The sequence below is a fragment of the Fundidesulfovibrio agrisoli genome, from assembly GCF_022808715.1.
GTDB lineage: Bacteria > Desulfobacterota > Desulfovibrionia > Desulfovibrionales > Desulfovibrionaceae > Fundidesulfovibrio > Fundidesulfovibrio agrisoli.
The window spans coordinates 204373-228666 of the sequence record NZ_JAKZKX010000004.1 but is presented as its reverse complement, the minus strand read 5'-3'; the positions used below and the strand labels follow the sequence as shown (position 1 = coordinate 228666).

21 protein-coding genes are annotated in these 24294 nt (G+C 66.9%); 6 read left to right on the top strand and 15 right to left on the bottom strand.

Annotated elements, in window-relative coordinates:
* Positions 1 to 338 precede the first annotated feature (338 nt).
* The 4 genes from MLE27_RS05000 (at position 339) to MLE27_RS04985 (ending at position 3868) form a co-directional block, all read left to right on the top strand.
* On the top strand, positions 339 to 956 hold the full coding sequence (locus MLE27_RS05000; RefSeq protein ID WP_243310789.1) for a winged helix-turn-helix transcriptional regulator: 618 nt from the start codon (positions 339 to 341) through the stop codon (positions 954 to 956).
* Positions 953 to 2065 carry an N-acetylneuraminate synthase family protein gene (locus tag MLE27_RS04995; RefSeq protein WP_243310788.1) on the top strand — a complete coding sequence of 371 codons (1113 nt, stop codon included), beginning with the start codon at positions 953 to 955 and terminating at the stop codon, positions 2063 to 2065. Before MLE27_RS05000 ends, MLE27_RS04995 begins: the two co-directional genes overlap by 4 nt.
* 198 nt (positions 2066 to 2263) lie before the next feature.
* Positions 2264 to 3361, top strand: a complete 1098-nt coding sequence (locus MLE27_RS04990) for a glycosyltransferase (RefSeq protein WP_243310787.1) — start codon at positions 2264 to 2266, stop codon at positions 3359 to 3361.
* 114 nt (positions 3362 to 3475) lie between these two features.
* Positions 3476 to 3868: a hypothetical protein gene (locus MLE27_RS04985; protein ID WP_243310786.1), complete on the top strand. Its 393-nt coding sequence runs from the start codon at positions 3476 to 3478 to the stop codon at positions 3866 to 3868.
* 260 nt (positions 3869 to 4128) lie between these two features.
* Here MLE27_RS04985 and MLE27_RS04980 read toward each other — a convergent pair whose 3' ends face one another.
* The 4 genes from MLE27_RS04980 to MLE27_RS04965 all read right to left on the bottom strand — a co-directional run bounded on the left by MLE27_RS04980 (position 4129) and on the right by MLE27_RS04965 (position 8809).
* Positions 4129 to 4785, bottom strand: a complete 657-nt coding sequence (locus MLE27_RS04980) for a DedA family protein (RefSeq protein WP_243310785.1) — start codon at positions 4783 to 4785, stop codon at positions 4129 to 4131.
* Positions 4786 to 4924: 139 nt separating this feature from the next.
* Positions 4925 to 5125: a hypothetical protein gene (locus MLE27_RS04975; protein WP_243310784.1), complete on the bottom strand. Its 201-nt coding sequence runs from the start codon at positions 5123 to 5125 to the stop codon at positions 4925 to 4927.
* 96 nt (positions 5126 to 5221) lie between these two features.
* Entirely contained in the window at positions 5222 to 6082 is an 861-nt protein-coding gene (locus MLE27_RS04970) for a hypothetical protein (RefSeq protein WP_243310783.1), read from the bottom strand.
* 36 nt (positions 6083 to 6118) lie between these two features.
* On the bottom strand, positions 6119 to 8809 hold the full coding sequence (locus tag MLE27_RS04965) for a PAS domain-containing protein (RefSeq protein ID WP_243310782.1): 2691 nt from the start codon (positions 8807 to 8809) through the stop codon (positions 6119 to 6121).
* Between the two features lie 277 nt (positions 8810 to 9086).
* On the opposite strand from MLE27_RS04965, the gene MLE27_RS04960 reads away from it, so the two are divergent.
* Entirely contained in the window at positions 9087 to 9677 is a 591-nt protein-coding gene (locus tag MLE27_RS04960; RefSeq protein ID WP_243310781.1) for a CBS domain-containing protein, read from the top strand.
* Positions 9674 to 10213 carry an HPP family protein gene (locus MLE27_RS04955; protein ID WP_243310780.1) on the top strand — a complete coding sequence of 180 codons (540 nt, stop codon included), beginning with the start codon at positions 9674 to 9676 and terminating at the stop codon, positions 10211 to 10213. The genes MLE27_RS04960 and MLE27_RS04955 overlap by 4 nt, the downstream gene beginning before the upstream one ends.
* 64 nt (positions 10214 to 10277) lie before the next feature.
* Here the strand turns inward: MLE27_RS04955 and MLE27_RS04950 are convergent, their stop codons facing one another.
* The 11 genes from MLE27_RS04950 to MLE27_RS04900 form a co-directional block, all read right to left on the bottom strand.
* Positions 10278 to 12068 carry a chloride channel protein gene (locus MLE27_RS04950; RefSeq protein ID WP_243310779.1) on the bottom strand — a complete coding sequence of 597 codons (1791 nt, stop codon included), beginning with the start codon at positions 12066 to 12068 and terminating at the stop codon, positions 10278 to 10280.
* Between the two features lie 145 nt (positions 12069 to 12213).
* Entirely contained in the window at positions 12214 to 12414 is a 201-nt protein-coding gene (locus MLE27_RS04945; RefSeq protein ID WP_243310778.1) for a hypothetical protein, read from the bottom strand.
* An 84-nt stretch (positions 12415 to 12498) separates the two neighbouring features.
* A complete protein-coding gene (locus MLE27_RS04940) occupies positions 12499 to 12783 on the bottom strand; it encodes a late competence development ComFB family protein (protein WP_243310777.1) in 285 nt (94 codons plus the stop codon).
* A 168-nt stretch (positions 12784 to 12951) separates the two neighbouring features.
* Positions 12952 to 13929, bottom strand: coding sequence for a UDP-glucose 4-epimerase GalE (gene galE, locus MLE27_RS04935; protein ID WP_243310776.1), 978 nt, complete (start codon positions 13927 to 13929; stop codon positions 12952 to 12954).
* Positions 13926 to 15947 carry a hypothetical protein gene (locus MLE27_RS04930; RefSeq protein WP_243310775.1) on the bottom strand — a complete coding sequence of 674 codons (2022 nt, stop codon included), beginning with the start codon at positions 15945 to 15947 and terminating at the stop codon, positions 13926 to 13928. Before MLE27_RS04930 ends, galE begins: the two co-directional genes overlap by 4 nt.
* A 40-nt stretch (positions 15948 to 15987) precedes the next feature.
* Complete coding sequence (locus tag MLE27_RS04925) at positions 15988 to 16794, bottom strand: class I SAM-dependent methyltransferase (RefSeq protein WP_243310774.1); 807 nt, start codon at positions 16792 to 16794, stop codon at positions 15988 to 15990.
* Positions 16795 to 16946: 152 nt separating this feature from the next.
* Positions 16947 to 18128, bottom strand: a complete 1182-nt coding sequence (locus MLE27_RS04920) for a glycosyltransferase (RefSeq protein WP_243310773.1) — start codon at positions 18126 to 18128, stop codon at positions 16947 to 16949.
* The gene (locus tag MLE27_RS04915; protein WP_243310772.1) at positions 18125 to 18790 is read right to left on the bottom strand and encodes a DUF4136 domain-containing protein; all 666 of its coding nucleotides are present in this window, start codon (positions 18788 to 18790) and stop codon (positions 18125 to 18127) included. The genes MLE27_RS04920 and MLE27_RS04915 overlap by 4 nt, the downstream gene beginning before the upstream one ends.
* An 8-nt stretch (positions 18791 to 18798) precedes the next feature.
* Positions 18799 to 20610, bottom strand: coding sequence for an ABC transporter ATP-binding protein (locus MLE27_RS04910; RefSeq protein WP_243310771.1), 1812 nt, complete (start codon positions 20608 to 20610; stop codon positions 18799 to 18801).
* A 100-nt stretch (positions 20611 to 20710) separates the two neighbouring features.
* Positions 20711 to 23494 carry a glycosyltransferase gene (locus tag MLE27_RS04905; protein ID WP_243310770.1) on the bottom strand — a complete coding sequence of 928 codons (2784 nt, stop codon included), beginning with the start codon at positions 23492 to 23494 and terminating at the stop codon, positions 20711 to 20713.
* Between the two features lie 439 nt (positions 23495 to 23933).
* Entirely contained in the window at positions 23934 to 24290 is a 357-nt protein-coding gene (locus tag MLE27_RS04900) for an Hpt domain-containing protein (protein WP_243310769.1), read from the bottom strand.
* Positions 24291 to 24294: the final 4 nt, after the last annotated feature.

Below are 24294 nucleotides of genomic sequence, written 5' to 3'. Positions count from 1 at the left end.
CGGGCGACCCGCTGTATTTGAAGAACATCGGGCCGCCCGCCGCGCCGGAGGCCCCAGCCGGACCAGGCAAACAGGGCATTCCCATGCCGAACAGGCATGAGGGTTGCACGCCCCGGGGGGTGCGGTTTAGCCGGGCAAATGCTGCCGCCGGACCGTTTGGCCTGTGAACAATCGGCGTGGCAACGGCGGCATCATCTTGAAATTCCGGGGGAATCCACGGCGAAGCCGACAAATGGCAACCGCTTGTTATCCTTTGCGAAAGCACGTATCCAAGGGGCATGCCAGGGATCGCGCCCGCGCGAGGTCCGTTCATCCCCTTACCAAACGGTGAGCCGCCCATGTTTCTCGTGAACAAGACGTTCTACCGCCCCAGCAAGGAGGCACGCCAGCTGGCCATCCTGGACGCCCTCTCCCAGGACGGTCAGGTCAGCCAGAAGGAGCTGGGGCGGCGCGCCAACCTCTCCGGGGCCATGGTCAACCAGTACCTGCGCCTCATGGTGGAGGAGGGACTCGTGCGCTACGAGCCCGTCAACGGCAAGAGCTTCCGCTACAGCCTCACCGAGTCGGGCGAGGCCTCCCGGCGGGCCATGTTCGCCAGCTTCTCCAGCGAGACGGTGCAGATATACACGGCGCTCAAGGCCGCCATCCAATCCCGGCTGGCCGGGCTCAAGGCCAGGGGGTTCAAGAAGCTGGCCCTGTTCGGCGCCTCCGAGACCTGCGAGGTGGTGCTCCAGGCCCTGCGCGCGGCCGGAGGCTTCGAGGTGGTCGCCCTGGTGGACAACGACCCGGACAAGGCGGGCAAGACCCTGGGCGGGCACGTGATCTCCCCCCCGGTGGCGCTTGAGTCGCTTAGGCCCCAGGCCGTGGTCATCACCTCCTTCGGCCGCCAGGAGGAGATATACGAGCAACTGGCAGGGCTCTGCCGGAGCAACAACGTGGAGATAGTGCGCCTATGAAGCCGGACCAAACCATCACGCTGCCGGGCGGCAGGGCCATCGGCCCCGGCCGGCCGTGCTTCATCGTGGCCGAGATAGGCAACAACCACCAGGGCGACATGGAGCTGGCCAGGGCCATGGTGCGCGAGGCCGCCGCAGCCGGGGCCCACGCCGTGAAGTTCCAGAAGCGCGACATGGCTGCCATGTTCACCGAGGCGGGCCGCCAGGCCCCCTGCTCCGGCCCCAACTGCTTCGGCCCCACCTACGGCAGCCACCGCCTGGCCCTGGAGCTCTCCATCGAGCAGATGGCCGAGCTCAAGGCCCTGGCCGAATCCCTGGGCCTGGTCTTCTTCGCCTCCGCCTGGGACATGCCCAGCCTGCGCCAGGTGATCGGCTTGGGCGTGCCCCTGCTCAAGATCGGCTCCGCCGACATGGTGAACGTGCCCCTGCTGCGCAAGGCCGGGGCCTCGGGCATCCCGCTAATACTTTCCACCGGCATGAGCTCCCCGGAGGACGTGGACGCCGCCGTGGCCGAGCTGCGCCGCTTCCACGAACGCATCGTGCTGCTGCACTGCAACTCCACCTACCCCTGCCCGGACGAGCTGGTGGGCCTGCCCGTGATGGCGGCCCTGGCCGCGCGCCACGGCCTGCCCGTGGGCTACTCCGGCCACGAGCGCGGGCTCGGCCCCAGCGTGGCCGCCGTGGCCCTGGGGGCCTGCGTGCTGGAGCGCCACTTCACCCTGGACCGCGCCATGCGCGGAACCGACCACCAGGCCTCGCTGGACCCGCAGGGCCTGGCCGAGCTGGTGCGCCTGGTAAATGAAGCGGAGGCGGCCATGCGCCTGAGCTGCAAGGAGGTCTCCGGCACTGAGCTCTCGGCATCGCTCAAGCTGCGCAAGTCCATCGTCTTCGCCAGGGACCTGCCCGCCGGGCACGTGCTCGCCGAGGCCGACCTGGCCGCCAAGTGCCCTGGCGACGGCGTGAGCCCCATCCACTGGGACCGCGCCGTGGGGCTGACCCTGGCCGCCCCGGTGCGCCACGACGAGCAGTTCCGCTGGGAGCTGGCCCTTGACGCCAAAGACGGAGGGAGTAACGCTGTGGGCGTGGCCCGGGCGGCGGTTTCGGACTAGCTGGGACGCCGGATTTCAAGGCCGGGCGGACCGAACTGGGTCCGGCCCTGGCCCCGGCGCCGCCGAGTCGTGCGATGTTCTTCAAATACGTCGGACGGTTCGGCGGCGCCGGGGCCAGGGCTGGAGCCTATAACCAAGAGAAGCCTCCGGCGGCCAAAGGGAGTTCCCCCCTTTGGAATCCCTTTCGGGGGGTGAACCATGCGCGTCATCCATTTCTCCATCACGCCCCTGGCCGGGATGCCCATCCGGCTGGTCCAGGCACTGCGCCGCCACACCGGCATCGACGCCCGGCTGGCCGACCTGGAGCGCTTCGGCCTCTACGACCACGACCTCGTGCACGCCGAGTCGCCCGAGGAGGTCCGCGAACTGGCCTGGAGCGCCGACGTCATCCACCTGCACAACTACCTGGACCTCGATTCCACCCAGTTCGAGGGCGTGGACTTCCGCGCCCTGGCCCGCGCGGGCAAGGCCTTCGTCCGCCAGTTCCACTCCAGCCCGGAGCTGATCGCCGGGGTCATGGGCATCGGGGTCCACGAGCTTTTGGAGCAGCCCCTGCCCGCCCTGGCCATCGCCCAATACCCCGAGCGCCTCTTCCCCCGGGCGCGCGTGGTGCCCAACTTCGTGCCCGAGCACGACCCGGCCTACCTTCCCTCCGGCGAACCGCCCCAGTGGGACGTGTTCTTCAGCCCCACCAAGGCCATGAGCGCCTGGGAGGACCGCTGGAGCACCAAGGCCATGCCCGAAGCCTCGGAGGCCATCGCCCGCGCGGCAGAGCGCACCGGCTGCCGCGCCAAGGTGGTCACGGGCCTGCCCCTGGCCGAAGCGCTGGAACTCAAGCGCCGGAGCCGCATCGTGGTGGATGACCTGGTCACGGGCAGCTACCACCTCACGGGCCTGGAGGGCGCGGCCCAGGGAAAGTGCGTGCTCGCCCACCTGGACGAGCGTTCGCTGATGCTGCTGGAGCGGTTCTCGGGGGCGCACGGGCACCCCTTCCTCAACGTGCGCCTGGAGGAAGCGCGGCAGGTGCTGGAGGAGCTGCTGGGCCAGCCCGCGCTCGTGGAGTACGCCGGGGCGCAGGCCAGGGAGTGGATGGAGCGCCACTGGCGGGAGGAGCGCATGGTGCTCCACTACGAGGAGGCCTACGAACTGCTGCTGGAGAACCCGGAGCTGGTGGCCCGCCAGCCCGAGCTGGCCCTGGACGACCCGGCCCTGGCCATGCGCTACAGGACGTTGCCGGATATGGTCTACCGAGCCCGGGCGGCCGCCTGGGCGCATAGGACGAACGCTTCAAGCTGAACCGGTTGCTTTTTCGCGCTTTTTAATTGAAGTAGCCCGAATGGAGTAGTGAACCGCATTTATCAGTACTTTCAGCGGACGGATCCAACCGAATCACATCGCTGCGAGGAAATGATGCACACGAAAATCACTTCCATCATTGCCGTCCTGGCTACGCTCATCCTCTTTGGCTGCTCAGGCAATGTGCCCGTCGACAAGATCTACGGAACCTACAAAGCGGTATACCCCTTCGGCACGGAAACCATCATCTTGCAGTCGTCCGGAGATTTCATCCAGACTGTCGCTGTCGCTGGCCAACAAGAAGTCACCACCAGCGGCAAATGGAAATACGACTCAAATGACAACCGGGTGAACTTCGAGGGGTTATTGATCGTCCTGGATGGATTCGGACAGCTCAGGAACGGCTGGAACGAAGCGAAGTCTGGAATTTCGTCTCTGACTATCGAGAAGAACTGGTTCAGAATCACCATGGCGTCGGCCGCGCCATATCCTTACCTGAAACAGTAAACAACAATCGCGGCAACGCAGGATACGTTGCGCGCGGAACGCCACCGGCCCAGCTCCGCATAGACCGCGAACGGTTCCAGCCTCATCAGTACGCCCGTATCAAAAAAAGATCGGTTCCGACGCGAACCTGATAGGCGCGCCAGAACCGACCAAATCATCCAATAACAATGCGAAGCCGTGTGGGATTCCAAAGGGACGAAGTCCCTTTGGCCGCCGGAGGCGCTCCTCTCTCCCTGCTCTCCCCTATTCTTCTCTTCCCTCTACTGGGCGGCTTCCCGGGCGGCGGCGCGCCGGGCGCGCATGAACTCGATGATCCCGGGCATGATGGAGAGCAGGATGATGCCGTAGATCACCACGCTGAAGTAGCGCTTCACCCAGGGCATGTTGCCGATGAAGTAGCCCAGGCCGATGAAGAAGCAGATCCAGAACAGCCCGCCCGCCACGGAAAACGTCAGGAAGCGGGCGTAGCTCATCTTGCCGATGCCCGCCACGAAGGGGGCGAAGGTGCGCACGATGGGCATGAACCGGGCGATGACCACGGTCTTGCCGCCGTGCTTCTCGTAGAAGGCGTGGGTCTTGTTCAGGTGCTTCTTGTTGAGCAGCCAGCTGTCCTCGCGGCTGAAGACGGCGGGGCCGACCACGCGCCCGATCCAGTAGTTGGTGTTGTCGCCCAGTATGGCCCCGGCCATGAGCAGCCCGGCGGTGAGCACCGGGTCGAGGAAGCCCGCGCCGCACAGCGCGCCCACGGTGAACAGCAGGGAGTCGCCCGGCAGGAAGGGCGTGACCACCAGGCCCGTCTCGCAAAAGATGACAAGGAACAGCACCAGATAGGTCCAGGTGCCGTAACTGCCTATTATCATGCGCAGGGCCTCGTCGACGTGGCCGAGCATCCAAATGAATTGGGAAATGAACTCCATGCGGTCCTCTTGGCGGGGGATTGGGCCCTGTGGCCCCGGCAGCCATACAGGCTAGAGGCCCCGCTTGCAAGGGGCGGATGCGCAGCGCCCAAGGGGGCCGCGCGAGCCGGACGGGCGAGAGAACGATGCCTGGGTGGCGCTAGTTCTTGGCGGGGATTTTCTCGCAGTCGGAGCGGAAGCAGCAATGGGGCTGCCCGCAAACGTCGTAGAGCCCCCGGCCGTAGCAGGGATCGAAACCTTCGGCGAGCTGCACCTCGCGGATGGCGGTCGTCTTGGTCCAGCCCACGGCCACCTTGACGCCCAGTTCCCTGGCCTTGTCCCTGACTTCCTTCATGTTCATGGCGTTCGAGCCTCCTGGGGAGTTTCTACGCTCCCTAGTAGACCATCTCGTGACGGCGCGCAATGCGGAGGAAAAATTACTGGATGTCCCCGATTCTCAATCCTGAGCGGAACGGGTGCGGCAAAGCTCCGCGTGCCATTCGAACACCCGGGTGAGCAGCTCCTCGGCCACGTTCTCCTCGATGGGCAGCCAGACCATCTCCCCGTTCTCGGGGTGCCTGCGGCCCACGCAATCGAACATGAGGCCCAGGTCGACATCGCGGGAGACGTGGTCCTGCAGGGTGCGCACGGCCTTTCCGGAGAGCCACAGCTCCCGCGGCTGGTTGCGCACGTCGTGGGCGAAGCGCATGTAGAGCGTGAAGGGCTCGTGCATGTTCGGGATAAATTCCGCCTGCTTGCAGAACTCGTGGGTCAGGTGCAGGCCCAGCCCCCCGGCGGACATGTTCTCCAGTCGGCAGACCTTGCCCTGGTTGAACTCCCTGAGCCCGGCCAGGATGCCTGCCTGGTCGGCCTGGATGAGCTTCTCCCCCCGCCAGATCAGCAGCTCCTCGAACCAGGAGAGGGCCGGGCGCACCCGCACGCTCCTGCGCCGCTGGGAGCGCTCCACCCGCGCGGGCACGGAGACGACAAAGACGATGCCGCCGGCCTTGGCCTGGCGCACGGACTCCACCTGGGAGCGGAAGCCGTAGAACCCCACCCCGGATTTGCCCTCCCGGATGCGGAAGTGACAGGTGAAGGTGGAGCCGGTGAAATTCCCGGGGGCCTTGAGGCCGTAGACATCCAGCATGAGGGTGTTCGCGCCGATGGAGTTGAGCGCGCAGCTCAGGCCCTTGATGCTGGTGACGCCCTCCTCGAAATCCATGTCCATACGGGCGCGTTGCACGAGCGCCTGGTCGAGGATTTCGGCGGAAGCCTTGTCCAGCTTGGGGGTCTTCTTCTTGAAGAGATCGAGTATCATGGCGGGGTTACGACTGGGTTGCGCTGACCCTTCGGATCAACGCCTCTCCTTCTTGGGGTGAAGAGGCAGGCGCAGGATGAAGCGCGCGCCCTCGCCCGGAGCGGAAACCACGTCGAATTCCCCTCGGTGGTTTTCCCGGACGATGAAGTAGGAGACCGAAAGCCCGAGGCCCGTTCCGAGGCCGGGGCTCTTGGTGGTGAAGAAGGGCTCGAACACCTTCCGGCGTACGGATTCCTCCATGCCGGGGCCGTTGTCCTCCACTTCGATCACGGCCCAGTCGCCCTCCACGCGGGTGCGCAGGACCAGCACGGGCTCGGGCGTCTGGCCCTGGCTCATGGCCTGGGCGGCGTTGCGCATCAGGTTGAAGAGCACCTGCTGTATCTGGGAGGGGGAACAGGGCACGAAGGGGCTGTCCGGGTCCAGCTCCTTGACGATGTTGATCTTCTTGAAGTCGTAGTGCTTCGAGAAGTTGTAGTCCTGCTGGCACAGCGACAGCGATTTCTCGACGATGTCGTTCAGGTCGGCGGGGAGCCAGGCCGAGGTGCTGCGCCTGCTGAACTCCAGCATGTTGGAGACGATGCCCGCCGCGCGCTTCGCGCTATCGCGAAGGTTTTCCAGCAGGGGGTATATCTCGCGCAACCGGAGGTAGCTGGCCACGTGGTCCATGCTGCAACCCGCCAGCTCGGCTGCCCGGCGGTTGACTTCCAGCTCGGGGCGCAGCCTGTTGGCGATCACTTGGGCGCTCTGCATCACGCCGCCCAGGGGGTTGTTGATCTCGTGGGCCATGCCCGCCGCGAGCCCGCCCACGGACATCATCTTTTCGGACTGGATCAGCACCTCCTGCAGGCGGTGCTGCTCTGAGACGTCGTCGATGCGGACCACGGCCTCGCTCAAGCCCAGGGAGGCCAGGGGGTAGATGATGACGTCCTCCACCTTGGTGCGCCCGCCCTCCTGGCTGATGCGCCGGGGCATGCTGACCAGCTTGCCCTCCGAGATGGAGGCGCGCACCTGGGCGGAGAGGTCGCCCACGCAGGGCAGGTTGAAGGCCGAATCCCTGCCGGGGGCCAGCACGCAGGAGGAACGGGCCCTGGCGTTGGCGTGGGTTATCCTGCCTTCGGTGTCCATGCAGAGCATGGCCGAGGGGGAGGAGTCGATGATGGCCTGCAGATAATTGCGGGTGTTCTCCAACTCGCGCTCGGCGCGGCGCAGGTCGGTGATGTCGGCGATCACGCCCACCAGCCCCGCGGTCTTGCCGTCCGCGCCGTGGTAGAGGGCCTTGTGGAAGCGTATCTGCCGCGGGCCCGAGGGAGTCACCTTTTCGTACTCGTAGATCTGCACGGGTCCCGCCGCGAAGAGCGCGTCGTCCTTGGCCTTGTAGATGTCCGCCTCGGGCTCGGGGTAGAGGTCGTACACGGTGTGGCCGATGAGTTGCTCCCTGGTCATGCCCATGAAGTCTTCGAAGGCTGGGTTGCAGCCCAGGTACTTGCCGTCCACGCCCTTGTAGAACACGGGGGTGGGCATGGCCTCCATGAGCGAGCCCACGAAGTTCACCTGCTCGCCCAGTTTGTTCTGCAGCCTGCGCCTGCTGGCGACGTGCAGCGCAAGGATGCCGCAGGTGGCGGCCAGCAGCACCATGATCGCCACGTAGGTCCAGACCAGATGCCTATAGGAATCGAGAATGGAGACCGGCCTGTTGATGACCATGCTGCCCAAGGGGAGCCTGGTTTCGTCGATATTGAAGCGGACGAGCGCGTTGTGGTCGAACATGAAGCGCCCGTTGGCCTCGATTCTGGGGGGGACGCCCGAGGAGGATCCGGCGTCGAGCATATCCAGCACGAGCTTGGCCGCCGCTTTGCCCTGCTCCTCCGGCACGATGATCTTGCCGCCCACCGGGCCGTAGCCCATCCATGAAGCCCAGGTGATGAACACCGGCACCGGACTGGCCGCGGAAATCCTGGGTGACGCTTCGGACTGGAGCATGACCTTTCCGTTCTGCTCGGGCCTGCCCACCACGTACACAACCCAATCGGGGCCGAGCTGCGACAGGCGCTTCTCGATGGCCGAGATTTCCATGTCATCCAAATATTCAACGGCAAGACGTGGCGAAAGATTCGACAGGTCCTTGTGGAGCATTTCGCGAACAGTTTGGGAATGGAGCCCCTTATCCCCTACGACCAGCACCTTCCCGGCCTCGGGGAACAACCGGGAGGCCTCAAGCATGGCCTCGCTGAATCCGGGGCGCTCCAGCACGCAAGTCACCCGTTTCAGAACACGCAGATCATCGGGGAGGCTGTCCCCCACGCCGCAGAACACCACGGGCAGGTCCGGCCCGAACGTCTGGTAGTTCTGCACCCAGAAATCCTTGGCCTTCCAGTCAGTCAGGAGGATCGCGTCAGGAGGCTCGGAGGCGATCAGAGCCCTGATGGAGTCGCGTTTGCCGTCGAGGTAGGCCCCGTATTCCGGGGATTTCTCCAAGATGGACACGTCGAGGTATTCGACGATCTCCTGGATTGGGCGGGGGCTTTTGTTGAACTGCTCCGTGATTCCTCGGGAGAGGCCGTCCGTACGGAACACCCCGTGGCTGAAGCTGTGCAGCACGAGCACCCTGTAGGGCCGCCGTCCCTTCCCGTCTTCCGCCGCGAGGGCCGCAGGGGTCAGCCCGCCAAGCAAGGCGATCAGCAGCCATATGGCGGCGCGGGCGGGCAGGTTCGGAACGATACGACTCATCGGGCTCCCGATTTCATCCAGAGATAGGGCCAAAGCGACAGATCACGATGTTCACTTTTGGGAACAACAATATATCCCTATCAACGGCAAACGGGAAGAGGTTGCGGGCTGCATTTCCCGGCTGATCCATTCCAAATTTGTAACCAGCCGGCCGCATCGCCTCCGCCTGCGGCCCGGCCCCGCCGCCGTTGCCGCAAGGCTGTGATTCATATAGAAATCCGCCAAGATGCACCCGGCCGCACAACACGAAAGAGCGGCCCGTGCCACGGGAGGCTTCATGAACAGACATCCGGGCGACCCTCAGTCGGACGATTTCTATCTGGCCATGCGGGAGATGGGCTCCTTCCTGGACATAACCCCATCCGACGCGCGCGAGCTCTTCGCCGTGGCCAGCCGCCACGCCCGGGAGCGCATCCGGGCGGGCGCGAGCGTGGCCCAGGTGATGACCCGCGAGGTCGTCGGGCTCGCCCCCGACACCGGCGTGCTCCAGGCCGCGGCCACCTTGGCGGAGGCGGGCGTCTCCGGCGCGCCTGTGGTCCAAGAGGGCCGGGTGCTCGGCGTGATGTCCGTCAAGGACCTCCTGCCTCTGATCGGCCTGGACAGGAGCACCCCGCTGCCCGCCCTGGTGGCCTGGGTCCTGGCCGGGAAGGCCTGCCCCGGCATACCGGAAGAGCTGCGGGTGAAGGACGTCATGACCTCCCCCGCCAGGACGGTCCCCGTGGACGCGGCGGCCGCCGACGCGGCGCGCGTCATGACCGGGCACGGCCTGCGCAGGCTACCCGTGCTCGACGGTGAGCGACTCGTCGGCATCGTGACCCGCACGGACCTGGTCCGGGCGCTCGGCGATCTCCTGGAGGAGGCCCAATGAAAGCGTTTTTCGCCAAGATGAAGGGCAGCGGCAAAGGGCCTCCGCTGCCGCCGCTGAAGGATGCGGCCTGGTCCTGGTTTGGGGCCTTCCTGGGCATGGGGGCGGTGGGCTTCATGGACTCGCTGCTGGTGGCAGGAACGGACCTCACGCTGCTCATCGGCTCCTTCGGGGCCTCCTCGGTGCTGCTCTACGCCGCTCCCCGCAGTCCTCTGGCGCAGCCCCGCAACCTGCTGGGCGGGCATGTGCTCTCGGCGCTGGTCGGCGTGGCTGTCAGGCTCTGCCTGCCGGGCCCCACGTGGCTGGCCTGCGCCCTGGCCGTGGCCTGCGCCATCGCCCTGATGCAGGTCACGGGAACCCTGCACCCGCCCGGCGGGGCCACCGCCTTCATCGCCGTGGCGGGCGGCCCGAAGATCGCGGCCCTGGGCTTCACCTACGCCCTCATCCCGGCGGGAGCGGGCGCGCTCGTGCTTCTTGCGGTGGCCTTGCTGGTGAACAACCTGGCCGAGCACAGGCGCTATCCGGAGTATTGGCTGTAGGCTGCCTGGCAGGCAGGACGGGCGGCCGGACAGGGAACGGACAGGGGACGGACGGCGGGGGCCGTCAGCCCTCCTCGTCGCGCGGGGCGGCCAGCAGGGCGCGCATGGTCAGGAAGCCCAGGATATTCGAGCGGTCGTCGGGATCGACTACGGGCAACTGGTCCGTGCGGGATTCGACGAAGGCCATCAGGGCCTGGTGGAGGTCCTGCTCGGGCACGAGCAGCACCGGCGGGCGCGCCAGGTCGCGCACCACGAGCAGGGGATAGAGCGCCCTCTCGAAGAGCACGGGCCGGGCGTCGCGCACGTCCAGCAGGCCGGTGATGGAGCCGTCGGCCCCGCGCACCGGGAAGGCCACGTCCTCCGTGTTGGAGACGATGTCGGAGAGGGCCTCCAGGGTGGTGGATTCCTCCAGCGCCACGGCCTTGCAGCGCATGAACACGTCGCCGACGGTCAACTGCTGCAACGCCGCGCTCACCGCGCCGTCGCGGTGCGCCGGGGAGTCGAACTTGCTGCGCACCTGATTCTCGTAGAGACAGAACGCCCCGGAGAGCATCAGCGAGACCGCGGTGCAGAGCATCAGCGGGGCCAAAAGCACGTAGCCCTGGGTGATCTCGCAGACCATGATGATCGGGCCGATGGGGGCCTTGGCCGCGCAGCCGAAGAAGGCGCTCATGCCCACCAGCACGAAGGAGCCGGAAAGCTCCGGCCCTCCCCTGCCCAGGGCCTCGCAGGCCTTGGCCGCCAGGCCGCCGGTCATGCCGCCCACGAACAGGCCCGGCGCGAACATGCCGCCGGAGAACCCGGAGCCGATGGTCACCGAGGTGGCCAGCACCTTGCCCAGCAGCAGGGCCAGCAGGGCCGCGGCGGGCAGCTTGCCCAGCACGGCCAGCTCCAGGCTGGGGTGGCTCGCGCCCAGCAGTTCGGGGAAGGCCACGCCCACGCAGCCCATCAGCAGCCCCCCCAGCGCGGTGCACAGGGGCAGCCCCACCCGGCCTGAGATCTTGCGGAACACCTTGTACTTGATGAGAAAGAAACTGCGAACGTACAGCCAGGCGCTGCCCGCGCAGGCCAGGGCCAGCAGCAGGTAGAAGGGCGCGTCCTTCAGGGACATGGGCACCAGCTCCATGTCCTCCAGCAGGGGGGAGGTGCCCATGAACAGTGAGCTGATCGTGTAGGCCGTGACCGAGCTGACGATTGCCGGCAGCAGTGCCTCGCCCTCGAAATCCTCCGAGTAGAGCACCTCGACGGCGGTCAGGGCGCCGCCGAGGGGGGCGCGGAAGATGGCCCCGAGCCCGGCCGCGGCGCCAGCCAGCAGCAGGATGCGGCGCTCCTTGTCCGTGAGGGCCATGCGCTCTGCCACCCAGGCCCCGAAGCCCGCGCCCATGAAGGCCACGGGGCCCTCCTTGCCGGCGCTGCCGCCCGAGGCCATGGTCAGGATGGAGGTGACCGTGCGCAGCACGGCCGTCAGCGGGCGGATGCGCCCCCGGCCCTGGTGGAAGGCCCGGATCATGGCGTCGGTGCCGTCGGTTCCGGCCGTGGCCGCCTCAGGCGCGAAGCGGCTCACCAGCCAGCCCGTGAGCGCGCCCACGAAGGTGGTCATCAGCGGCAGCACCCAGGGGCGCAGGAGCGTGGATTCGCCGGGATGCCCGGTGCCGCGCACGCCCGCCAGCCCGCCCTGCAGGCGCACGGTGAGCCAGTCCAGGCTGTGGGAGTAGCCCGCGGCGAGCAGCCCGGCCACCGCCCCCACGGCCAGGAACAGGATGACCCTGCGCACGCGGCGGGAACGGATGGTCGCCCTCAGGACGGCGCGGGCCACCCCGCCGGCGGGAGAAGTGTCTGATGGTAGGGTGCTCATAGGCAGCGGCCGCCCGAGGCCAAGTATCCGGCGGCCCAAGGACTGTTCCACACCGGCGCGCGAAAATCCAGCCCGGCGGCCTCGAGGCCAGCCCCCGGCGGGCCGCGCCTGCCGGGTTCGATCCCGGAATCCGCCGACCCCGGAATCACTTCCCGGCGTCGCCCTCGCCGTCGGCGGCTTCGTTCTTCCAGTCGTCCCCGGGCTTCATGCCAATGGACTCCCAGAACATCTGAATGTTGTCGCGCCCCGTTTGCGGGATGAGCTCCGGCCGGGTGGTCTCGCCGGCGTCCTCGCCGGAAGCGTCGTCGCAGCCCGAGGAGCCGCGCCTGAAATCGTCGCCGCGCATGGCAGCACCTCCGTAATCAAGAGGCCGGGGCATAGTGCGCCTGGCCCTCGTGGTCAAGCTCCAGGTGCGGGCGGACCGGGCGGCCTAGTGGCGCGGCCGCTCCTGCACGGTGCGCATGGAGCGCCTGATGGCGGATTCGATGTGGGAGTCCTTCACGGGTTCGGAGAGCACGATGGTGCCGAACTGCCTGTAGCGCGAGGGCAGCAGGTTCAGGGCCAGGGCGAAGATGTCCTGCACGTCGAGGGGGTCCGGCTGGTAACCGGGAGTCTCGGAGAGCACCTTCTCCAGCAGCTTGGCGACCCGCGCCTCGTTCTTGTTGCGGATCTTGCTCACGTCCACGCCGCACACGCTCATTTCGGGCTTCGACATCCCTGACGCCTCCGTATCGGATAAGTTCGCGCTTCTTGGGAGATATACGGCACAACAGCAACAAACCCAAGCGTTTTGCGGGCAATACCCCGCCGTGCGGAAGCAAAAAAGGGGAGGAACCATCAGGTTCCTCCCCTTGTCATAGCTTCGCGTCGCTGGCCGCAGGCCTCAGCGCTTCTTCTCGTGCCAGTTCCAGGCGGTGCCCACGATGGTCTCGATGTCGCCGTATTGCGGCTTCCATCCCAGCAGCTTGTAGGCCTTGTCCGCGTAGGCGTAGAGGCCCGGCGGGTCGCCGGGGCGGCGCGGGCCTTCCTTCACGGGCGTCACCTTGCCCGAGACCTTCTCCACCGCGCGGATCACCTGGCGCACGGTCTGGCCGTTGCCGGTGCCCAGGTTCACGATGAGGCTCTCGTCCTTGTCCTGGAGGTACTCGAGGGCCTGGATGTGGGCCACGGCCAGGTCGGTGACGTGGATGTAGTCGCGGATGCAGGTGCCGTCCGGGGTGTCGTAGTCCGTGCCGTAGATCTCCACGTGGCCCCTGAGGCCCTGGGTGGCCTGGATCACCAGGGGGATCAGGTGGGTCTCCGGGTCGTGCTCTTCGCCGATCTCGCAGTCGGGGTCGGCCCCGGCGGCGTTGAAGTAGCGCAGGCAGGCGTGGCGGATGCCGTAGGCGTGGTCGAAGTCCCGCAGGGTCTGCTCCATCATCAGCTTGGTCCAGCCGTAGGGGTTGATGGGCTTCTGGGGGTGGTCCTCGCGCAGGGGCAGCTCCGTGGGCACGCCGTAGGTGGCGCAGGTGCTTGAGAACACGATGTTCTTGCAGCGAGCGCGGCGCATGGCCGAGAGCAGCGAGAGCGTGCCCGCCACGTTGTTGCGGTAGTACTTCTCGGGGTCGGAGACGGACTCGCCCACGTAGGCGAAGGCCGCGAAGTGCAGCACGGCCAGGGGTTCGTACTGCTTGAACACCTGGTCGAGCTTTTCGCCGTCCAGGATGTCGCCCTTGATGAGCGGCCCCCATTTCACGGCCCACTCGTGGCCGTAGACCATGTTGTCGTAGGTTATGGGCTCGTACCCGGCCTGCTTGAGGGCCTTGCAGGTGTGCGAGCCGATGTAGCCCGCGCCGCCCGTCACCAGGATGTTGCCTTTCATTGCGTGGCTCCCGCGTTATCCTCGGCCTGGCCGAGCACGACCTCGCGCCCGTTCCAGGTCATGGTCAGTTCCCGGTAGAAATTCGTCGCCCGGATGGAGAGGGCCATCTTTTGGCCCGGCTCCAGCTTCTCCACGCCCAGCAGCTTCGCGGGCAGGAGCCCCTCCACCTGGATGTGCGGCAGGGGCTTGTCCAGGGCCTGCACCAGCTCGCCGCCCTGCGCCTTGCCCAGCTCCGGGCCGAGGCGCTCCACGGGCTTGCCGTCCTCGTAGCGCCAGAGCTGGGCCGTGATCTCGTAGCGGCCCGGCCAGACGCTGTGCGGCCTGGGCGCCAGGTGCACCCCGAAGCTGCGCGGGCCTGCGCCCGCATCCGCAGTTATAATGATTTGGTAGGTTTCGCTCAAGGGGAACTCGCCCTGATAGTCCAGCAGGGAGAGGTCCACGTAGTTGCCCGCGATGTTCACGAAGTAGAGCCCCTCCGGTCCCCAGGCCAGGTGGAAGTCACCGAAGGGCACGTAGGGCTTGGGCGCGGTGAAGCCGAGCAGGCGCGTGCCGCGCTTGTCCGGCCAGTCCAGCAGTGAGCCGTCCGTGACGCTCTTGGGTTCGGGCGTGCGCAGGATCACCGTCTCCAGCCCGTTGCCCGGGGCGCGCTCCCAGCGGCTCGCCGCATGGATGGCCGGGACCGCCGCGTTGGTCTTGGTGAAGCCCTCGGTGAGCAGTTCGTAGGGTTTGTCGTGGATGTCCACCAGGCCCATGTTGAAGTCCTCGCCGTCGCTGCGCCCGCCCGTGGGCTCGTCCGCGAACTGGAACCAGTGCGCGGCCGCCACGTTGGGGAAGGAGGCGAAGTTGCGCATGGCCGCCGACGCCCCCTTGGCGCGCTGTTCCTGCGTCTTCACGTGCATGAGGTGGCCGTTGTTGGCGTTGCCGCTGCGGTTCTCCTCCGCGGCGAAGAAGAACTCCGAGATGAGCACCGGCGCGTTGCTCAACTCGCGCAGGCCCTCGAAGTAGTACGGGGCCACCCAGCCGTCCTCGCAGTCCACATTGTAGTTGGTGGAGAGCACGTCCACGAAGCCGCGCTGGGCCAGCACCGCGTCCTGGTTGTAGTAGAGCGGCAGCCTGTCGCCCACCACCAGGGCCTTGGGGTCGGCCTTGCGCATGGCCAGGAAGGCCAGCTCGTAGTAGCGCCGGGCGATCCTATAGGTGAACTCGCCGATGACCTTGATGCCGTTGCCGCCCGGGCGCAGCTTGAGGGCCGCCCCGCTCTCCTTGAGCTTCTCGAAGCTGTCGAAGCCGGGCGCGGGCACGAAGTCCGCCAGCAGCTTCTCCCACTTGCCCTCGTAGCGGTCGTAGAGCAGCCGCCACAGCTCCCGCTTGGAGCTGAAGGCCCAGCCGCGCTCAAGGTGCCACAGGAACAGCGGCGCGTTCCACCAGCCCACTTCGTTATCAGTGAAGTAGCCCAGCACGCGCGGGTTGTCCTTGTAGGGGGCGGTGATCTCCACGGCCACCTCGTCGGCGGTGGGCTGCATGGCCGGGTCGAAGATGTCGTACCAGTGCAGCTTGGAGTTACGGCCCAGGTCGATCTCCGGGATCATGGGCAGGCTCATGTCCAGGGTCGGGTCGGACCAGCCCCCCGCCGTGTTGAAGCCCCAGGAGGTCAGCCGGGATTGAGCGGCCTCGGCCCAGGATTTCTTGTCGGGATAGGTGTGGGCGAAGTAGTAGGCCTGGTTCGCCTGCGCCTTGGCGTCGTTTGAGCCGGGGTGGATGGTGTTCACGCCCAGGGAAAAGAACTGGGCGCGCTCGGGAGTGACCAGCCATTTGACGCCGTTCGCGTCGGTGGCGGTGGACCAGCCCCGGGCGTGGGAGAGGGAAGGGACAAGGAGAAGAATGAAGAGCAGAGGCAGCAGAGGCAGAGGCCTCCGGCGGCCAGAGAGGGCGCTGCCCTCTCTGGACTCTCCCGCCAGGGGGATGATCCCCCTGGACCCCGCAATAGTGGCGATGATGCTTCGGGCGTATGTAGTCATGATCTCGTGTTCGGTAAGGTATGAAAAATCAAGTTGAAGGCTATTTGATCCCCAGCCGGATACGGTAGCCCACCAGCCAGGGAATGACGTTCGCGCCAAGCACGCGCTTGGCGGTGTCGATCAGCTCCGCCAGGCCAAGGGCCTCTTCGCTCAACCCGGCGGCCAGCAGCGTGGAGACCCCGCCCAGGCTGCGGGCCAGGCCCTCCACCCGCGCGGCCCCGCCCCGCTCCATGCCGTGCAGCACCACCTCCCGCGTAAAGCGGAAGCGGCCGCTCTGAGCGATGCGCTCCAGATGGCCGGACTTGGCCCAGCGCACGGCCCGGGAGTATTCCGGGCGGGATTCGAAATCCTTCACCCGCCGGGTCATCTCCTGGTAGGCGGCCTCCACCTCCCAGTCGAAGCTGGGCGGCTGGTCGTAATCCACCGAGGCGAACACCCCGCCCGGCCGCAGAATGCGCGCGGCCTCGGCGAAGGTGGGCTCCGGCTCCATCCAGTGCAGGCTCTGGGAGCAGGTCACGATGTCCACCGAACCATCCTCCAGTCCCGTGGCCCAGGAGTGCCCCTCGCGGAACTCCACCTCGCTGTCGCAGGGCAGGTCCGGCAGGGCCGCCGCGGCCTGGCGGCGCATGTCCGGGTTGGGTTCGATGCCTACGATCCTATCCGCCCTGCCGATCCAGACCCTGCTGGAAAGCCCGGTGCCGCTGCCCAGGTCCGCAACCAGCGCGGGGCGCTTCACCCGGGTGTAGCGGCAGAGCAGGTCCGCCACCGCCACCGGCATGGCCGGGCGGTGGGCGTCGTAGACCTGGCCAAGGCCCAGGAAGCGGTCGGCGTTGGCTTGGAAGGGCATGGTTGAACCTTTCGGCGCAATGAGCGTTCACGGCTTGAGACGCTGTCGGGCTTGGCGTGACGCCCTGCCCCGCGTCATCCCGCCGCGCCCCCTGCCTGAGCCCAGGAGCGGCCCCCCGGAGCGGCGGACAGCGGAAACGCTCCGGCCCGGAGCTACTCCAGGGCCTCGCCCAGGAGCTTGGAGAGCACCTTGTCCGAGTCGAACCAGTCCTCCGCGAACTTGCGGGCGGCCTTGGAGTGTCTGTCCCAATCCGACCGGACGGCCTCGACCCCGGCCAGGGCCTCCTCCTCGGTGGAGAAGGCCAGCACGCCCTCGCCCGTGGGCATGAACAAGCTGAAGCCCGTATCCTGCACCACGCAGGGCCGCCCCGCCGCCAGGTAGCAGGCGCTGCGGCAGCTGAACCAGCCGCTGCGCGATGCCACGTAGGCGTTCTTGGCCATGCTGAACTCGGCGAAACTGTCCCAGATGTAGTCGCGGTAGAGCCAGGGCGTGGTGGATTTGGCGAAGCCGTCCTCCAGCTTCCAGCCCTTCTCCATGAGCATCTCGCGCGGGGGCCTGCCCTGCCCCAGGGCCAGCTCCAAAGTGGCGGAGGTCTTCTGCGGCAGGTCGATGAAGCGGGCGAACTCCATGTTCTTGCCCCCGTACTTCACGCCGCCGATCACCGGGCCGGACTCCGTGGGCTGCCAGGAGAGCACCGTGGTGAAGGCCTCCCCGGCGGGCTTGCGCGGGGGCGTCCAGCAGTCCAGCACGATGGGCTGGCGGGTGGGCCGCCAGTCGAACACGCCCTTGGGGATGATGCAGTCCGCACCGCCGAAGTTCTCGGCGAAGCTGAAGAAGCGGTCATGCATCTTCATGTGGTCGATGTTCTTGCGGTCCTTCTCGGAAGCGGTCCCGGCCAGGTAATCGGGGATGCCCGCCTGGGTGTACATGGGGTCGGAGTCGATGAGCACCTTCACCGGGATGGTCTGGTACTCCTCGCGCATCCAGAGCGTGGTGGAGATGTTGAACACCACGTCCGCCCGCTTGACCACGTCGGCCAGCTGCTCGCGGCTCAGGCCGTGGAAGTTGTCGCCCGGGTCGCGCACGCAGAAGCGCTTGGCCAGATCCGGGTCAAGGGCGGTGAGGTAATCCGTGAGGTACTTGATATGATAGGAGTAGTCTTCCGTGAAGGTCACGTTGAACGGGTCGTAGGCCCAGCCCCCGGTGTCCTCCAGGTAGTAGACGTCGTGCCCGAGCTTGTGGAAGCCGTGCAGGTACTGGATGTAGTCCCAGGCGACGCCGCCCAGGGGATAGGTGCAGGCCAGGCCGGAGACGATGACGGTGCGTTTTTTCATTGTGGGAAGCGGCTCCGATGGTGTTTTTGCGGGAAGCTGACCTCGGTCACGTTGGCCTGGGAGTCCACCTCCAGCGTGACGTGGGCCTTGCGGCCGATATAGGCGTCCATGGCGGCGGCGAAGAAGGGCATGGCCTTTTCCAGGCTGGCGGTGCTGCCCCGGCTGGTGACGCTCACGCTCCAGACCACGTTCTTGGGGTCGTTGGCCTTGTAGCGGGCGAAATCCACGGCCTCGACCGTGAGCCAGCGGCTGAAGACGCGCTCCATGCCCCCGGCGCCGAACAGGCCGAAGGGGTGGCCGAACCCGGGCATCGACGGGGCGGCAAATGCCCCCCCGCTCATGGGCGGCCCGATGGTCTCCTTCACGCCGAACTCCACGTAGATGCCCAGGTCCGCGGCGTCCACGCCCGTGGCCCTGGTGTAGCCCTTGGCCTGGAGCATCTTGTCCAGCGCGGCGGCCACGGCCTTGAACTGCGGGTCTTCGGCCCTGGTCTCCATGATGCCCGGCAGGATCACGTAGCTCTTGCCGAAGTCCACCTTCTCGGCGTCGGCCTCCAGGCGCATGGTGTACTTCGTGGAGCCGCAGCCCGAGAGCAGCGCGGCGCACAGCACGGCCGCGAGCGCGGCGAAAATGCGAAACGGCGTTTTGGGTCCCGGGGGCATGGGCGGGCCTAGAAGGCGTCTTCCGCGGGCTGGGCGGGCTTGCCGCGTTCCTTGAGGGGCGCGAACTGCAGGCTGTGCAGGCGGGCGAATTCCCCGCCCTTGTCCAGCAGTTCCTGGAAGGTGCCCATCTCCCAGACCTTCTTGTCCTTGATGACCAGGATCAGGTCCGCCCGGCGCATCATGGAGAGGCGGTGCGCGATGACGAAGGTGGTGCGGTTCTCCATCAGGCGGTCCAGGCTTTCCATGATGAGCGCCTCGGTCCCGGCGTCCAGGGCCGAGGTGGGCTCGTCCAGGATGAGCAGGGGCGCGTTCTTGAGCAGGGCCCGGGCGATGGAGATGCGCTGGCGCTGGCCGCCGGAGAGGTTGGAGCCGCGCTCGTCGAGCTTGGTGTCGTACCCTTCGGGCATGGCCTCGATGAACTCGTGGGCGTTGGCCAGGGTGGCGGCGCGGACCACCTCTTCGCGGGTGGCGGTGCGCTTGCCGTAGGCGATGTTGTCGTGGACGCTCATGGGGAAGAGGTGCGTGTCCTGCAGCACGATGGCGATCTGCTGGCGCAGGCTCTTGAGCGTCACGGACCTGAGGTCTTGCCCGTCGATGGTGATGGCGCCCTTCTGCGGGTCGTAGAAGCGCAGCAACAGGCTGATGAGCGAGGTCTTGCCCGCGCCGGTCTGCCCCACCACGGCCACGGTGGAGCCCCCAGGGCAGGAGAAGGAGACATCGTTCAGCACCGGGCGGGATGGGTCGTAGCCGAAGGTCACGTCCGAGAACTCTACCCGGCCGGAGCTGATCTCCAGGGGCTTGGCGTCGTGGGCCTCGGGCACGGACTTGTCCTCGGCAAGCACGTCCAGCACGCGCCGGGCCTGGGCCAGGGAGCCCCGGATGGCGCCCATGGTGTTGGCGATGGAGTTGAGCGGCGTGTAGAGCGAGGCCAGGTAGCCCAGGAAGATGAGCAGCTCGCCCGTGGTCAGCACGCCCTCCAGCACGTGGGTGGCGCCCACGTAGAGCACGTAGGAGGTTCCGGCGGCGGTGATGGCCCCGATGATCCAGCCGTAGGCGGTCTGGAGCGAATAGAGCGAGAGCTTGCGGTCGAAGCTGTGGCGGGATTCGGCCACGAAGCGCCTGCGCTCCTCGTCCTCGCGGGCGAAGGCCTGCACCAGGGAGATGGAGTTGAAGATGTTCTCCACCGTGGAATAGACCTGCGACTCCTTCATGTGGGTCTCGTAGGTCAGGTTGCCGATCTTCTTGGTCACCGAGGCGATGGCCAGGATCAGCAGCGGCACCACGGCCATGGCGTAGAGCGTCAGCTCCCAGTCGATGCCCAGCAGCACGAAGAACATGCCGCCCAGCAGCACCAGGCTGGTGAGCGTGGTGAACACGCCGTTCATGAGCAGGGTCTGCACCGAGTAGGTGTCGCCCATGAGCCTGTAGAGCAGGTCGCCCGTGGGGCGGGTCTGGTGGAACAGCAGGGACTGGCGCTGCAGGTGGTCGAACAGCTCGCAGCGGAAGTCCTGCACCATGTCCTGCCCCATGCGGATGGTCAGGTAGTTGTTGGCGAGCTGCACGAAACCCACCAGGAAGTGGATGCCAACCAGCGAGAGGGCCACGATGGCCAACTGCGTGCTGGCGGAGACCACATCCGGTGAGAGGGAGTAGCCCCAGAACTCCAGGGGCTGGTGCGCGATGATCTGGTCCACGCAGATCTTCAGGGGCCAGGGCTTGAGCAGCTCCAGGGCGCTCTGCACGCCCACCAGGGCCAGGCAGAACACGAACAGGAGTTTGTAGGGCCCGAGATATCCCAGAAGCTTCAGGAAAACGGCCATATATGTATGTCGGGAGGTTGGGGTTGACCGCATGCGGGCCGGAGGGGGCGTCCCCCTCCGGCCCGGTTCGGGTCATACGCGCAAGCGTCTAGGATGTCATCTACTGAAGCGGGGCGTCCACAGTGGTCCGGGCGGCGGCGGGCTCGGCCTCCTCGCGGACAAGGACGGCCTCGGCGTTCTCGGCGGCTTCGGCCTGCTCGCGGGCGGGCTTCACGGCCACGGCCTCGGATTCGGCCTTGGGTGCCTCGGCGGCCTCGGGCTTGGCGTGCTCGGGCTCGCTCATGGAGCAGCCGGCCTTGCAGGTCATCAGGTGCTGGGTCAGCTTGGTGACCATGGAGGCCCCGTGGGACATGCCCTTGGCCGTCCAGAGGATGGACAGCAGGGAGGCGCCCGCGCAGCCCGCGGCCGGGATCAGCGCTCCGAAGGCCAGGCAGCCCGCGGCGGCGGCCAGGGTCAGGCCGGTGAGGGCCACGGCGAAGGCGGTGGGGGCGATGGACCCGGCCAGGCGCACGAACCGCTTCTCGCCGCCGTGGTTTTCAACCGTGACGCGCAGCTTCATGGAGGCCATCAGGCCCGGCTCCACGCGCAGGTCCCAGGGGGCGGCGGTGGAGGAGGCGTAGCCCGAGTCAGTGGTGTGGCTCACGTTGAGGGTGCGCAGCACGCGCAGCAGGTGCTCCAGCACGTCCTCGCGTTCCAGGGACTTGATGTTCCAGAAGAAGCGGTGGAAGCGCAGGCCCCGGCGGAAGATGGAGCAGGTGTCCTTGATCTTCTGCCAGAAGGTGTACTTGGGCAGGGCGGCCTCCTCGGGCAGGCCGAGCACGGCCATGTTGCCGGTGGTGGCGCCCTTGCGGCCCGCGCGGCGCAGGTCCATCAGGGTCTGGTAGCGGGCCTTGCCGCGCACCCAGGGCTGGGCCAAGGTCAGCAGGGCGATGATCACGCGGGAGAAGAAGGTGTCGTGGCGCTTGGGCAGCTTGGCCTGGGCGGCGCGGTGGCACACGAAGGCCATGGTGGTGCCGAGCATCAGCGCGCCCAGGGCGAACATGGGGGCGAACAGGAAGCCCGAGGCCAGGACCACGAAGGCGGCCATCATCCACTCGAAGGAGAGCGGCAGGTAGGCGGTCAGGCTGCCCTTGGGCTCGTAGAGCGTCTGGAACAGGCCGGAGCCGAACACGCCGTGGTAGATCACCGGGCGGGTGGAGAGCAGCGCGCCGGAGATGTCGCCGTAGATGCGCCCGGCCCAGCGGGAGTTGCCCAGCACGTTGAAGCGGTGCGGGTGCTTGGGCATGAGCAGCGCCTCGGCGCGGCCGTAGCCCTTCTGCTGCTTCATGTAGGCCTTGATGGTGTTGCGGCGGTGATGCCAGACCATCATGCCCGCGTGGAAGCCGATCAGGTGGCCCATGTCCATCAGGCGCCAGCACACGTCCACGTCGTCGCCGGCGGCGCGGTAGGTCGCGTCGAAGCCGCCGATCTCCATCAGGTTTTCCTTGCGGTAGGCCATGTTGCAGCCCGGGACGTGCTCGGCGATCTCGTCGGTGACCAGCACGTGCGTGGGCGCGCCGGGGGAGACGGCCACGCAGGCGGCGGTGCGGTTATCCTCCATGGGGGGCAGGTTGGGGCCGCCCACCACGGCGAAGCGCTCGTCCTGGAAGGCCCAGGCCATGTAGGTCAGCCAGTGGGGGTCCACGTAGCAGTCGGAGTCGGTGTAGGCCACGATGTCGCCCTTGGCGGCGTACATGCCCACGTTGCGCGCGGCCGACAGGCCCAGGTTGGGCTGGTGGATCACGTGGATGAAGGGGAACTTGGCGGCGTACTTGTCGGAGATCTCGCCGGTCTTGTCCGTGGAGCCGTCGTCCACCACGATCACTTCGAAATTGGGGTATTCCACATGCTGGAAGCTTGCCAGGCAGCCTTCCATGGTGGAGTCGGCGTTGTAGGCGCAGACCACCACGGAGATCATGGGCTGCTTGGGCGGCAGCGGGGGCAGCGGGTTGGCGTAGGCCTTGGCCACGGCCTCGAAGGCGGCCTTGGGCTTGCGGTCGGCGTCGACGATGCCGAACTTCCAGTCCTCAATGAGGTGCCCGCCGGTGTACCACTCGTCGGTCCAGGCGAAGACCATGGTGCCGGAGACGCCTTCCTCGAAGGCGGCCATGACCTGCCAGTCGAGGAACTCGGCCTGGGCGGCCTCGCCGTGGCGCAGGGAGTCCATGCCGAACTCGGAGAGCACCAGGGGCATGTCGCAGGCCACGTTCTGCAGGCGCTTCACGTAGGCGCGGAAGCTCTTCTCGTTGTGCAGGTAGACGTTGAAGCACAGGAAGTCCAGGAAGGGCAGCTTCAGGTACTCCGTGGAGGGGTAGTTGGCGTAGGTCACCAGGCCGGAGGGGTCCTCCTCGCGGACGATGGCGGCCAGCTTGCCCAGGAACTTCTCCACCTTCTTGGCGCCGCTCCAGCGCACGATGTGGCTGGGGATCTCGTTGCCGATCAGGTAGGCAAGCACGGCGGGGTGCCCGGCGCAGGCGCGGGCGGCCTCGCGCATGGTGTCCTTGATGGATTCCTTCACTTCCCACTGGTCCAGGAAGCAGAGGTGCTGGGGCCAGGGAATGCCGACCATCACGTGGATGCCCAGGCGGGCGGCGGTGTCCAGGAACCACTTGGGCGGCACGTAGTACACGCGGATGGTGTTCACGCCGATGGTGCGCATCAGGCGGAAGTCCTCGGCCACGCGCTCGGGCTCGGGCAGGGGCTCGCCGTTCTCGTTCTCGGGGAACGGGCCGTAAGTGACGCCCTTGATGAAGAACTTCTTGTCGCCGAGGAACAGGAAACGCCCGTGTACGCGAGGACGCTCCAGAATGCCCTGACCTGCTGCTCCGCCTTCTAGCTGAAACATGGCTTCCTCACCTTTTCCGGCATCTTTTCGCCGGGATATCGCGTAGTTGTGCCTGCCCTGGAGGGGGTTGTCCCCATTTGCCCGGCAGGGGCGCGCGTTTGCGCGCAGACGCCTAAAGCAATGAGCATGCCATGGCCCGCCAGGGCCGGGAAGCCGCGCCCCGCGCCGATGGTGAAGACGAAACAATGCGCCGGTTACGAAAATTGCGCACGAACCGGTTACGATAATTTCCCTTGACGCGAATTGAGGGAATCGAAGCAAAACGGATGGGAACGCGGGGAAGGAGCCAACAGGCCTTGATACGGTTTGAATTCGCGTCCTGCTCAAAAAAACACGCTGGCGAGGCGCATGAAAAAATCAAGAACGAAGCGTAGTTGGCATACGCGAGAACCAGACTAGCTTGCGGCAGCGCAGCCAGCGGGGATTTTGCAACCGGCCGTCAGGAGGTCATTTCGGCGCGAAGCTCCGCGATGTGGGCGGCGGTGCGGTCCAGCAGGTCCACCGCGACGGGGATGAGCGAATGGGCGAGGGGGGCGTCGCCCGCGCGGGCGGCCATTTCGAGCCTGTAGCATATCTCGTTGAGGGGCACGGCCTGGAGCGTGCCGCTGGTGCCTTTGAGGGCGTGGGCCCACTGGACCACGGCGGTCAGGTCGCCCGACTGGACGGCCTCGCCGATCCGCTCCCGCCGGGCCGGGGTCTCCTCGATGAAGACGTCGAATATCTCCAGCAGGAGTTCCCTGTCGTCCTCGAGGCGTTCCAACAGCCTGGGCAGATTGAGAAGATCGGCGTGCGTCATGGAC